Origin of the sequence: Paraburkholderia steynii, from assembly GCF_900100565.1 — a bacterium.
GTDB classification, from domain to species: Bacteria; Pseudomonadota; Gammaproteobacteria; order Burkholderiales; family Burkholderiaceae; genus Paraburkholderia; species Paraburkholderia terrae.
On the sequence record NZ_FNDI01000005.1, the window covers coordinates 256,384 to 269,854 of the forward strand.

At 64.3% G+C, this 13,471-nt stretch carries 7 protein-coding genes; 1 reads left to right on the forward strand and 6 read right to left on the reverse strand.

Annotation, left to right across the window (positions count from 1 at the left end; all coding sequences use genetic code 11):
• Positions 1-53: 53 nt before the first annotated feature.
• Positions 54-749: a copper homeostasis protein CutC gene (locus BLT65_RS12130; RefSeq protein WP_091777983.1), complete on the reverse strand. Its 696-nt coding sequence runs from the start codon at positions 747-749 to the stop codon at positions 54-56.
• Between the two features lie 39 nt (positions 750-788).
• Positions 789-2,063 (reverse strand): sensor domain-containing phosphodiesterase, encoded by a 1,275-nt coding sequence (locus tag BLT65_RS12135; protein ID WP_042314424.1) that lies wholly within the window; start codon positions 2,061-2,063, stop codon positions 789-791.
• A 381-nt stretch (positions 2,064-2,444) separates the two neighbouring features.
• On the opposite strand from BLT65_RS12135, the gene BLT65_RS12140 reads away from it, so the two are divergent.
• Entirely contained in the window at positions 2,445-4,109 is a 1,665-nt protein-coding gene (locus BLT65_RS12140; RefSeq protein WP_042314425.1) for a Na+/H+ antiporter, read from the forward strand.
• A gap of 58 nt (positions 4,110-4,167) precedes the next feature.
• Here BLT65_RS12140 and BLT65_RS12145 read toward each other — a convergent pair whose 3' ends face one another.
• The 4 genes from BLT65_RS12145 to BLT65_RS12160 form a co-directional block, all read right to left on the reverse strand.
• Positions 4,168-5,475: a solute carrier family 23 protein gene (locus tag BLT65_RS12145; RefSeq protein WP_042314426.1), complete on the reverse strand. Its 1,308-nt coding sequence runs from the start codon at positions 5,473-5,475 to the stop codon at positions 4,168-4,170.
• Between the two features lie 175 nt (positions 5,476-5,650).
• Positions 5,651-7,201: a methyl-accepting chemotaxis protein gene (locus BLT65_RS12150; protein WP_091777985.1), complete on the reverse strand. Its 1,551-nt coding sequence runs from the start codon at positions 7,199-7,201 to the stop codon at positions 5,651-5,653.
• A gap of 371 nt (positions 7,202-7,572) precedes the next feature.
• The gene (locus tag BLT65_RS12155; RefSeq protein ID WP_091777988.1) at positions 7,573-8,199 is read right to left on the reverse strand and encodes a DUF2239 family protein; all 627 of its coding nucleotides are present in this window, start codon (positions 8,197-8,199) and stop codon (positions 7,573-7,575) included.
• A gap of 265 nt (positions 8,200-8,464) precedes the next feature.
• The gene (locus tag BLT65_RS12160) at positions 8,465-13,378 is read right to left on the reverse strand and encodes a response regulator (protein WP_091777990.1); all 4,914 of its coding nucleotides are present in this window, start codon (positions 13,376-13,378) and stop codon (positions 8,465-8,467) included.
• Positions 13,379-13,471: the final 93 nt, after the last annotated feature.

Here is a 13,471-nt window from a genome sequence, read left to right on the forward strand (position 1 = left end):
CCGAACCCATCGCGAATGCCAGCGCAACAACAAGCAAACCACAAACCAGAGCATCACTCGCCCAACAAACCCCGAACCTCCCTCACCTTCTCCTCACAAACAGACCCGACAGCAACATCCCTAACCCCTGACCCAAAATGCACAGCCTCGACACGCGTAGCGCGAACAAAACCAGCAACACGATCAACGGTAAATCCAGCGCCCGCAAGCACAGTGCAATGCGATCGCACAGCCCGCGCTGCAAGCGCCCGAACCTCATCAACTGCATCCAGCACTGAAGCCTTGCCACCTGAAGTCAACACATTCGTAACGGCGTCAACCTCAAGCAGCACATCAAGCGCCTCATGCAAATCACGCGCATCATCAAACGCACGATGAAACGTGATGGGCATGCCATCGGCAACGTCAACGACCCGCAACAACCCTTCCCGATCAACCTCACGCGACGCAGTCAACATCCCGATCACAACAGCATTGGCCCCAGCCAACCTGGCCGCGCGCACATCGCGCAACATCACTGCAAAGTCGTCCGCATCGTAGACAAACGACCGGCTATGCGGCCGCACAATCACATTAACGGGAATCGACACCGCCGCGACCACGGCCTCGATCATCCCGATGCTCGGCGTCAACCCACCCTCGCCCATCGCCGTAATCAGTTCAAGCCGATCCGCACCGCCGCGCGCAGCGGCCATGGCATCGGCAACCGTCGTCGCGATGACTTCGAGCAATACCCGTTCGCTTTGCATATCAGAGAGTCACGTCGTGAAAACGAAACCCACATGATCTCAGAAGTGCGGCTCCTCGAACCAGTCGATATCGCCGCACAGCACGCAAGTGCGCGCGCCAATCTGCGTCGCCACCGATAACGTCACACACGGCACCGCCTCGTTGATCGACAGATAGGGCCGCGTCACATGCACGCGCTCAGGCGCCTCCATCGCCGCACGAAAATACGGGCGCCGCAGCCAGTTCGCGCCTTGCGCATCGGATAGCGGCAAGAAACGCGTCTCGTGCGAAGCACGGTCGGCACGCAACACGACATTACGTCCGGCCTGCCGGCCTTTGTCGTCGAGCAGATAGCAACGCGCCGCGTGATCGAGCGCAAGAAAATTCCAGCACACTTCGTCGAGCAGTTCGCCAGCGGCAAGCCGCTCGGCCGCGCGCTCGAACGCGCGAATGTATGGCGCGAGCCGCGACGCGTTGCGCCGCTCGCGCTCCTCGGTCTGCGTCTGATAACGATCGGTCAGCTCGCCGATGCACGCTGCCGCATGCGTCGCGTCGGCAAGACCCGGATGCGGGCGTCCAAAGAAAAAGCCTTGCACGAAATCGACGTTGCACTCCATCGCCATATGCGCCTCGTGCTCCGTCTCGACACCTTCGATCAGCACCAGCTTGCCCGCTTCGTGCAGCAGCGCGACAAGACCCGGCAGTATCGATGCAACGTCCGCGCGATGTGCCGCATGCGACAGCATGATGCGATCGAGCTTCACGATATCGGGATTCAGCTGCCAGATGCGTTCGATGTTCGAATGCCCCGCGCCAAAGTCGTCGAGCGCGATCAGGAAGCCGCGCTCGCGGAACTGGCGCACGGCATCGGCGAGACGCTCGATGTCTTCCGCGCTCTGTTCGAGCACTTCGAGCACGATGCGCCGCGGCGACAGGTTCAGCCGCCGCAGATTCGCCAGCAGCGCCGCCGAATGATACGAGTCGATCAACACGCCCGGATGGACATTGAGAAACAGCCACTCGCGCTCCGCGCCGAGCACCTTGAAGTTCTCCAGATGCAGCGACTGCGCGAGCCGGTCGACATGCAGCACGTCGCCGACGCGCGCCGCCTGGCCGAACACATCGACGGGCGACACCGCGCGGTCGAATGGATCGTGCGCGCGCAGCAAGCCTTCATAGCCCACGGCACGCATGTGCGACAGGCTGAATATCGGCTGAAAGACGCTCGTCAGCGTCAGGTCGCCGTGTTGTACCGAATAGCGCTGCAGGCCCGAGGTCATGCTGAGCTCGAAGCCGTGCGGCACCGTTGTTCTTTCCTGTTGCGCAATCGTCATGCAGTCCTCTCACGCAAAAGCACAGCGGGCGCGTCGCAAAGGCGAAGTGCCGCCGCCGTCCTCGAAATGTGCGTTATCAGTTCCTATTAAGCAAGCTCCATGCGCACGGTGGCGCACCTACAAACGAAGTTTGCATAGAGGGCTGCACCGCGCGAAGCGCACATGCGTCGTGCGAGGGCGTGCAATGCACCGCGGTGGTGCATCTTGCTTTCGGACGACTTGCAGCCTTCGAAGCGCGATGTCATCGCGTCGGGCTACACTTCGGGCTGACCGACGCGCCGCATCGTCTTTCCAGACGCGGCGTTTCATGTCGCGATGGGTCGTCTCAAGTGTTGCTCTTCCCGTCGCGCGCCACTGCCTGTTTCCTCACTCCCGTTTCCGATGGATATCGTCTTCACCGTTTTGATCCTGCTGCTCGCCGTCGCCGCTTCGGGCGTCGTGGTGCGCCTGGTGCCGCTCAAGCTGCCGCTGCCGCTCGTGCAGATCGTGTTCGGTGCGCTGCTCGCATGGCCGCGCCTTGGCCTGCATGTGACGTTCGATCCCGAACTCTTCATGATGCTGTTCATTCCGCCACTGCTGTTCGCGGACGGCTGGCGCATTCCGAAGCGCGAGTTCTTCATGCAGCGTCGCGCGATCCTGATGCTCGCGCTCGGCCTCGTGTTCATGACGGTGGTCGCGGTCGGCTACTTCATTCACGCGATGGTGCCGTCGATCTCGCTGCCCATCGCGTTCGCGCTCGCCGCCGTGCTGTCGCCGACGGACGCCGTTGCGCTGTCGGGGATCGCCGGACGCAACCGCTTGCCCGAGCATCTGATGCATATCCTCGAAGGCGAAGCGCTGATGAACGACGCGTCCGGCCTCGTCGCGTTGAAGTTCGCAATCGCCGCCGCATTGACGGGCGTGTTCTCGCTGCGCGATGCATCGGTGAGTTTTGTGATCATCGCGCTCGGCGGGCTGGCGACGGGCGCGGCCGTCGCGTGGCTCTTCAGCTTCGCGTCCACGCGCTTTCTCAATCTCACCGAAGAAGGCGACCCCGCGCCCGGCGTCGTGATGACGATGCTGATTCCGTTCGCCGCGTATCTGTTCGCCGAGCACTTCGAGTTTTCCGGCATTCTCGCTGCCGTCGCCGCCGGCATGACGATGAACTACTCGACGTTCACGACGGCGAGCCCCGCGTCCGCGCGCGTGCGGGCGAGCGTCACGTGGACGATGATCGAGTTCGTCTTCAATGGCATGGTCTTTATCCTGCTCGGCCTGCAGTTTCCGCACATCATCGGCCGCGCGCTGCTCGACGCGCATGAAGAAGCGAGCGGCTCCGAGTTGCGGCTGATCTTCTATGTCGCCGCCGTCGCGGTGGCGCTGTACGCGTTGCGCTTCGTGTGGGTCTGGCTGCTGCGCTGGTTCGCGAGCCGGGGCGCGGCGAAGCAAGGCGTCGCGAATGCAGTGCCCGGCCTGCGCACCGTATCGATGACGACCATCGCGGGCGTGCGTGGCGCCGTGACGCTCGCGGGCGTGCTGTCGCTGCCCGTCGCGTTGTCGAATGGACAGCCGCTGCCTGGACGCGATCTCGCGATCTTCATCGCGTCGGGCGTGATTCTCGTGTCGCTGTTCGTCGCTGTGATCGGCTTGCCGCTATTGATGAACGGCGCGCGCCGCCGGCCCGATCCGCATGCCGCCGAAGAACGCATGGCGCGCATTCAGGCGGCGCAGGCGGCAATCCGCGCAATCGACCGCTATCAGGAAAACGCGACCGCCGATCTCGACGAAGCATCATCCGCGCATGCCGCCGATGTGACGGCGCGCGTGATGGACATCTACCGCCGCCGTCTCGCAACGCTCGACGACGACCTGGAACCCGCCGAAAGCGCACGTCGCTCAGAGGCATTCGAGTTTCAGATGAAGCTCGCCGCGATGCGCGCCGAACGCGTGACGCTGCTCGACTTGCGCGGCAGTCAGTTGATCAACGACGACACGATGAACAAGCTGATGCGCGAAGTGGATCTGTCGGAGACCGCGTTGCTGACGCGCGGAAAAGGGAAGAAGTAAAGAAAACGGGCGTCTCGCTGAACTGCGGGCGCCCGTTGTGTTCAAGCAGATGTCTGCATCAGACAGCCGGTTCTTGCGGACCTTTACGACGAAGCAGCGCGTACAGAATGATCGCGCCGAACGTCGCAGTGCCGATGCCGCCGAGCGCAAAGCCGCCGAACTTCAGCGAGAAGTCGCCCGCGCCGAGCACGAGCGTCACGGCGGCGACGATCAGATTGCGGTTGTCGGAGAAGTCGACCTTGTTGACGACCCAAATGCGCGCGCCCGTCACCGCGATCAAACCGAACACGACGATCGACACGCCGCCCAGCACTGGACCGGGAATCGTCTGGATCACCGCGCCGAACTTCGGCGAGAAACCGAGCACCAGCGCGATCACCGCGGCGATCACGAACACGAGCGTCGAGTAGATCTTCGTGACGGCCATCACGCCGATGTTTTCCGCGTACGTCGTGACGCCCGTGCCGCCCGCGAAGCCGGACACGACCGTCGCGAGACCATCGCCGATGAACGCGCGGCCAATGTAGCCGTCGAGGTTCTGTCCCGTCATTGCGCTAACCGCCTTGATGTGGCCGAGGTTCTCGGCAACGAGGATCACCGCGACGGGCGCGAGCAGCGCCATCGCCTGACCGCTGAAGACGGGCGCCGTGAAATGCGGCATGCCGAACCACGCCGCATTCGCGACGACCGAGAAGTCGATCGGCTTGCCCATGCCCATCCCGTTCGTGACGATCGCGTAGATCACGTAAGCGATCAGCAAGCCGACGAGGATCAGCAGACGCTGCAACATGCCGCGCGTGAACACAGCCACGGCGCCGACGCACAGCACGGTGACGAGCGCCATGTATGAATCGAACGCGCTGCCGCTCACGCCCTTGACGGCGATCGGCGCGAGATTCAGGCCGATCACGGCAACGATCGAGCCCGTCACGACGGGCGGCATCAGGGTCTCGATCCATGCCGTGCCGACGGCCGACACGATCAATCCGATGATGACGTACACCACCCCGCACGCGATGATCCCGCCAAGCGCGACGGGTATGTTCATGTTCGGGCCGTGCCCGGTGTAGCCGGTGATCGCGATCACCAGACCGATGAACGCGAAGCTCGAACCGAGATAGCTCGGCACGCGGCCACCGACCAGCACGAAGAACAGCAACGTGCCGATCCCCGACATGAAGATGCAAAGATTGGGATCGAAGCCCATCAGGAGCGGCGCAAGCACCGTCGAGCCGAACATCGCGACGACGTGCTGGATGCCCATTGCCAGCATTTGCGGCCCGGGGAGACGCTCGTCGGTATTGACGACGCGCCCCTCGACGCTCTTGGACTGGACACGCCAGCGTGGAAAATAGGAATCGGCCATCGCGGGGGTTCTCCTCTATTGGCGTAGATCTTGTATGGAAGCGCCGCCTTTTTGCGTGATGCCGCAGCGCGGTCCAGGATGGGATTCTTGAACTACGCGCGAGTGTACGGAGAGCGCCTGGCGCTGACAAGCCGCGTGAAATGCGGATGCGCGGCGGCGTTGCATCCGCGCTGTATCAAAGCGAAAACACCGCGACGGTTGTCTTCAGATGCCGTGCCTGGTCGGCCATCGCGCCCGCCGCAGCCGCCGCCTGCTCGACGAGCGCCGCGTTCTGCTGGGTGACTTCGTCCATCTGCGCGACGGCGCGGTTCACCTGTTCGATGCCCGTGCTCTGCTCGCTCGATGCCGCCGAAATCTCGCCCATGATGTCCGTCATCCGCTGCACGGCCTGCGTGACTTCCGTCATCGTCCGGCCCGCGCGCTCGGCGAGCACCGCGCCGCTGTCTACACGCGACGTCGAGCTTTCGATCAGTTCCTTGATCTCTTTCGCCGACACCGCGCTGCGTTGCGCAAGCGCGCGCACTTCGCCCGCGACGACCGCGAAGCCGCGCCCCTGTTCGCCTGCGCGCGCCGCTTCGACGGCGGCGTTCAGCGCGAGGATATTCGTCTGGAACGCGATGCTCTCGATCACGCCGATGATGTCCGTCATCCGCTTCGAGCCGGCCGCGAGTTCGCGCATCGTCTCGACCACGTCGCCGACCAGACCGCTGCCGCGCACCGCCACTTCGGACGCGCCCGCCGCGACGCCGCCCGCCTGCTGGGCGTTGTCGGCGTTCTGGCGGACCGTCGCTGTCAGTTGCTCCATGCTCGACGCCGTTTCTTCCAATGACGCGGCCTGCTCCTCGGTGCGTTGCGACAGATCGATATTGCCCTGCGCGATTTCACTCGAAGCAAGCAGGATCGATTCGCTCGACTCGCTGATTTTTCCGACGATCGCAGCCAGCTGTCCGCGCATGTTGGCGAGCGCGTGGAGCAGGCTCGCGGTGTCGCCAGGTTTCGTGTCGACGCGCACGCCCAGATCGCCCGCTGCAATCCGGCTCGCGATCTGCGCTGCGTAATCCGGCTCGCCGCCGAGCTGGCGCGTCAGACGTCGCGCGATCAGCCACGCGAACCCCGCGCCCACCACCATCGACGCCAGCACCAGCAGCGACAGCACCACGCGCATGCTGGCGTATTCCGCGCTTGCCTCGTGCTGCGCGACGTTCGCCTGCTGCCGGCGGTAGTCAATTAGCGCGACGATCTTGTCGCGCAACGCCTCGCTCGCGGCGATCGCGCGCCGTACCAGTTCGGCGTTATCGATGCCGGCAGGTATCGGCTGCAGCCCGATCTGCTGATGCACGATCGCTTCCCACGTCCCGGTTTTGCGCAGCACGTCGTCGTACAGCGATTGCCCGCCGTCGCCCGCAATCGTCTCGCGATATCGCGCGTACGCGTCGTGCATGTGCTTCAGCGACGCGACGATGTCGTCCTTCAACTTCTGACGCGCGGCGTCGTCGGGCGCGTAGCCGAGGTTGGCCGCGTCGAGATCGGTGTCGATCTTGTAGCGGTTCGCCTCTTCCATCCAGTAGAGGCCGTCCATGTGGCGGCTCGATATTTCTTCCGTGATGCCGTGCATCGACGCCAGCGCCGACAATCCCGCCACGCCAACCGCCACACCAAAACCGATCACGGTCGCAAACGCGATCAACAGCTTCTTCCAGACAGTCATGCGGTCAAACCACTTCATCGTGAGATCCTCGACAGTTCATCAGCCGTGCTTTGACGGGTTGAGTCGCAAGCACGCGGGCCGGCGGGCTGCAATGCTTTTACGGCGCCCGTTATGCGGACTTGATGAACGGATGCACGGCATAAGAAAGCCGGCATGAGGGTTTGCGCGGAGTGGTTTGCCTGCTGCGAGCCGAAGCGCGGCGCCTTCGAGAATCACGCTTTGGGAGTTATCTGATATCGGAACGCATGTCCACTTCCCTACACTGCACAGGCTGCGTGACCCCGATTGAGTAGCGCAAGCGATGTTGTAACTCTCCGACTTTCCGCTCATGCTCCCCGGCATGAGCGGTTTTTTTCGCCTGCTGCTTTTCGGCTTTGCGCGATCAGGCTTCAAACATTCCCCGACGCATCCACATCGAGCGCGCGCTTCGCCAGCTTGCGCGTGTGATCGCGCACGTCGACGGGCCATGCGGCTGTCATGGCATCGAAGCGGGCGGCGTCGTTCGCATACAGCGCGCGCGTCGCTTCTTCGTAACCGGCGAGATCGCCCGCCATCGCAGTCATGAACCGATATGCCGCTTCCTGCGCCTGACGCATGCGGTCCTTTCCTTCGCTCGCGCCCCGCGCCGCGTCGACCAGCTTGCGCAGCGCAACCGATGCGCCGCCCGGCTGCCCGTTCAGCCATTCCCAATGCCTCGGCAGCAGCGTGACCTCACGCGCGACGACACCCAGCTTCGGCCGGCCGCGACCACGCGCGGCTGAAGGTTCGTCGCTCGCCGGTTCGGTTTGGCGCGCTTCACCGTCTTGCTGATCGGCGAGCCTTGCAAGCACGTCGCTCGCGGAGCCTCGCAGATCCAGTTCGATGGGACGGCTGGTCTGGTCGTCGAAGATCAGCACGGAAGCGCCGCCGTCGCGCTCCGTCGCCGCCTTCACCGCCAGCGCGACGTCCTTTAACGCGCCTGACGCAAGACGTCGAACGCCTTCGAAAGCCGTGCAGGTTATTGCGTGAGTTGTCATGTCGTGCCTCGCGTCACGTGGAATCGATGCGCACATTTTATCCGGGTATAAATACAAAATGCAATATCACCCGGATAAAATACAACACCCGTTGCCACCCGACATGCCCACATCGCATTGCCGTCATTCTGCTGACGCCCGGCCCGTTCCCCTGCAAGACTCCTTGACCATGAAGCGCGCGCTATGGCTCGTTCTTCTCGCGAGTAGCTGCTGACACCGCTGCCCGATCGCGACGATCACCTACTGAACCGGACGCGGCGAAGCATCATTCGACGCACGCGCGCAATGCATTGACGAGATCGAGCGGATCGTACGGCTTGCGCAATTGCGCGACGTTCTGCAATTGCGTCTGCTGCTGCGGCGACAGCGCCGCGTCCGAGCCCGTGACGAAAATCACGCGCATACCAGGCTGGCGCGCTGCGGCATCGATGGCCAGATCGACGCCGGAGGCACCCGCCAGTCCGATGTCCGTCAACAGCACGTCGAAGTCGCTCTCGCCCAGCATCTGCGACGCTTGCGCCGCGCTCTCCGCTTCGGCAACTTCGAGCCCGAAGGTGCGCAACAGCTCTGCCGTGCTGACGCGAACCAATTCGTCATCTTCGACGAACAGGATGCGTAGATCACGGATCGCGTCGAACGTCTCGTTGTGGTGCCGATCAACATACCTGACGGTTTGCGAGTCCTCCGCCTGCAGCGTGACGGTGCCCTCCGGCCGCGCGTACTGCAGGCGCAGCGCATGCTGGATCTTGCGCGCGAGCGCTTCCTGCGAATAAGGCTTGCTCAACAGCTCGACGCCCTCATCCAGCCGCCCCGCGTGAACGATCGCGTTATCCGTGTAGCCCGACGTGAATAGCACCGCGATGCCCGGCTGCCGCTCGCGCGCCTTGCGCGCAAGCTCCGTGCTGCGCAGCGGCCCAGGCATCACAACGTCGGTGAACAGCAGATGGATCGGCACGCCGCTTTCGACGATCGCCAGCGCGCTTTGCGCATCCTTCGCCTTCAGCACGCGATAGCCGAGCGACGCCAGCATCTCGACGACCGTCGTGCGCACGTCCTCATCGTCCTCGACGACGAGAATCGTTTCCGCGCCGCCTTTGGCCGGGCCTGCGTCGATATCCGTTTCGAGATCCTCTTCGCCGCGCACGCGGGGCAGATACAGGCGGATCGTCGTGCCGTGCCCCATCTCGCTATAGATCTTCACGTGGCCGCCCGACTGCTTGACGAAGCCATACACCATGCTCAGGCCGAGGCCCGTGCCTTGCCCTTCGGGCTTGGTCGTGAAGAACGGCTCGAACACATGCTCCTGCACATCGGCCGACATGCCCGAGCCCGTATCGGTGACGGCGACCATCACGTACTGGCCGGGCGTGACGTCGGCGTGGCGCTTTGCGTACGCATCGTCGAGCGATGCGTTGCCTGCTTCGATGGTCAGCTTGCCGTGGCCGTCCATCGCATCGCGCGCATTGATCGCGAGATTGAGCAACGCGTTCTCCACCTGGAACGGATCGACGAGCGTATTCCACAATCCGCCCGACACGATCGTCTCGATCTCGATGCCGTCGCCGAGCGCGCGCCGCAGCATGTCGTCGAGACCGCGCACGAAGCGCCCGAGGTTCACCACCTTCGGCGCGAGCGGCTGACGGCGGCCGAACGCGAGCAGTTGCGACGCGAGCTTCGCGCCGCGCGCGACGCCCCCGAGCGCATTGCGGACGCGTTGTGTGGACCGTTCCTGGCCAACGACGTCGTCGGCGAGCAGTTGCAGATTGCCGCCAATCACTTGCAGCAGATTGTTGAAGTCATGCGCGACGCCGCCCGTCAGCTTGCCGATGGCTTCCATCTTCTGCGCGACGCGCAACGCTTCTTCCGCGTGGCGCAGCGCTTCCTGCGTTTCGCGGTCGCTCGTCACGTCGCGACCGACGCCGTGAATGCGCTTCGTATCGGGATCGAGCGAAAGCGTCCACGCGATCCAGCGCCACGTACCGTCGATATGCCTCAGCCGGTTTTCGAAGCGCATCGGCGCGCCGGTGCGGCGCAGTTCGTCGAGGTGCGCCTTGACCATCGAATGGTCGTCGGTATGTATCAACGAGAAATACGACTGCAACGCGAGCCAGTGCGCGTCGTGACCGAGCACGCGTGTCCACGAAGGACTGATGCGCTGCAACTCGCCATTGAAACCCGCGACCACCAGCAGATCTTCACTGAAGTCCCACAGACGGTCGCGATCCGCGACGGCTTCGATCACGCGCGCCTCGAGCGTTTCGTTCAACTCGCGCAGCGCCTCTTCGGCCTTGGTGCGTTCGGTGATTTCGCGCTGCGCGGCCTGGTAGAGCCGCGCGTTGTCGATGGCCGTCGCGGCCTGCGCGGCGATGCCTTCGACAAGGCGCTCCGCGCGCGCGGTGAACACACCCGGCGTCGGATGTCCGAAGAAGAGTCCGCCGAGCACTTCGCCCGTGCGCGACACGACGGGCGCGGCGAGATAGCTGCGCACCTGCAGATGGCCTTCGGGCATGCCGCGATGCGGCGGGTTGCGGCCGTAGCGCGGGTCTTTCGTAATGTCGTCGGAACGCACGATGCCGTGACCCATGAACGTCGGCGCGAACACGGCCGTGTTGCGCGGCATCGGAAACTTCGCGAAGGTGTCTTTCGGCACGCCCGACAGCGTATACAGCATGTAGCTGCCGCCCTTGTCGTCCTGCACGTTGTAGAAGAACGAGCCGAACGCGGCGGCCGTCAGTTCCGTCGCGGCATCGACGACGACCTGCACCGCGCGGTTCAGGTCGAGTTCCGCCGCGACCGCCGTGCCGACACGGTTGAGGATTTCGAGCGTGCGCGATTCCTCGCGCAGACGGTTGCCCGTTTCGCGCCGCAAGCGCGCGAGTTGCAGATTGCCTGCGACGCGCGCAAGCAGTTCGCGCGCCGCGAACGGCTTGGTCAGATAGTCGTCCGCGCCCGATTCGAGGCCGCCCACTTTCGCCTCTTCGCCCGCGCGCGCCGACAGCAGCAGCACGGGCGTCTCGCGCAGTTCGGCGTCGTCGCGTAACGCGCGCAACAGGCCAAAGCCGTCGAGCTTCGGCATCATCACGTCGGACACGATCAGGTCGGGCTGCAGGTTGCGTGCAGCGGCGAGCGCTTCCTCGCCGTCGCCTGCGACATGCACTTCATGACCCGCCGCCGACAGAATGCGCCGCATGTAGTCGCGCAGATCGGCGTTGTCGTCGACGACGAGCAGTTTGCCCGTCGCTTCGCCCGTCATCTCGACGGATGGCGTATCGCCGGCGCCGCGCAGCGTGCTCAGATCGTCGGCACTCGCGGCCGTGTACGCATCGGGCAGCCAGCGCAGCGCAGCGTCGGCGTAGCTATGCGCGTTTGCGCTCGTCGTTGCGCGCGCGCTGTCGCTCGACGCAGGGTCCATCGATACCGTAGCCGGCAGCACGACCGTAAAACGCGTGCCGACGCCAAGCTCGCTCTCGACATGAATCGCACCGTCATGCAGCCGTACCAGCTCGCTGACGAGCGCAAGCCCGATGCCGCTGCCTTCGACCGACCGACCCACTGCGCCCTCGACTCGATGAAAACGTTCAAACAGACGCGGAATCTCATGCGCGGGAATGCCGATGCCCGAATCGGCGACGCTCATTTCGATACTGCCGCCCTGCGTCATTTTCAGGCTCACCGCGATGTTGCCCGTGAGCGTGAACTTGAACGCGTTCGACAGCAGATTGAGCACGACCTTTTCCCACATCTCGCGATCAATAGACACGGGATGCGGCAACGGTTCGCAATCGACTTCGAGCGTCATGCCCGCCGACTCGACCGCCGAGCGGAACAGCGACGCGAGATCTGCGGTGAACATCGCGAGATCGGTCGGCTGCGGATGAATCTCGATGCGCCCAGCCTCGATGCGCGAGAAATCGAGCAGCGCATTCACGAGCTTCAGCAGCCGCAAGCCATTGCGATGCGTAACTTCGAGCAGCGGCCGGTCAGCCGTGTTGGCCGCTTCGGGTTTCGCGAGCAGCTCTTCGAGCGGACCCAGCATCAGCGTGAGCGGCGTGCGGAACTCATGACTGATGTTCGAGAAGAAAGTCGTTTTCGCGCGATCGATTTCCGCGAGCGCTTCCGCGCGCCGCCGCTCTTCTTCGTAGGCGTCCGCGTAACCGAGCGCCGCGCCCATCTGCCGCGCGACCAGCGTGAGAAACGAGCGGTAGTTGTCGTCGACGAGCCGGTACGGATTCAGCCCGACGACCAGCACGCCGCCGCGCCCCGCTTCGCCCGATGGCTGTACGGGCAATACGGCCGCCTGCGCGCTCGGCCGCTGCCATGCGCCCGTAGGCAACGGCGCGTCGAAGCGCTCCGTGAGATCCGACACGATGGCGAGACGCTGGCTGCGCAGCACCTCCGCGAACGGCCACACGGGGCTGGGCGCGGCATCGATCGATTGCGGCGCGGCGGGATGTCCTGCGTCGATGCCGCATGCGCCCGCCAGCGACGCCGAAGCGCCGCCCGGCTCGGTCTGATAGAACAGTGCGAAGGTGACGTCGTAAGGATCGCTTTCGAGCGCGCGCACGCTGCGCTCGCAGACGTCGCGCCACGACAGCGCGTCGCGTGTCGCCGCGCCGATTTCGCGCAACAGGCGCAACTGGCGTTCACCGAGGACGCGCACGGTATCGTCGCTGTTCGCGCAGATGATGCCGCCCGTGCCGCCGTGATCGTCGGGAATCGGGCTGTAGGAAAACGTGTAGTACGTCTCTTCCGGGTAGCCGTTGCGCTCCATGATCAGGAGCTTCTGTTCCGTGAACGTGCCTTCGATGCCCGTAAGCGCCGTCTCCAGCAGCGGCTGAATCTCGCTCCAGATTTCGCGCCACACCACCGACGTCGGCTGTCCGAGCGCAACGGGATGCTTGCCACCGATGATCGACTTGTATGGATCGTTGTAGAAGAAAATCAGGTCCGGCCCCCAGCCGATCCAGATCGGCTGGCGCGACGTGAGCATGATACGGATCGCCGTCTTCAGGCTTTGCGGCCAGCCGTCGGGCACGCCGAGCGGCGTCGCGCGCCAGTCGTAGGCGCGTATCAGACCGCCCATCTCGCCGCCGCCCGCGAGGAAGCTGGGAGACGCGCTGCCTGCGAGCGCCGCGTCCGCCTCAGTGGACGCGCCCGCCATCGTGTTGTCCGGTTTCATCGACGCAACCTCAAATGTCCCGCCGTATCGCCCTTGTGCATGCCGCCGCTGCAGTCACGCACGGTGCGCCGGTGCCTATGTTTACCGCTCTCG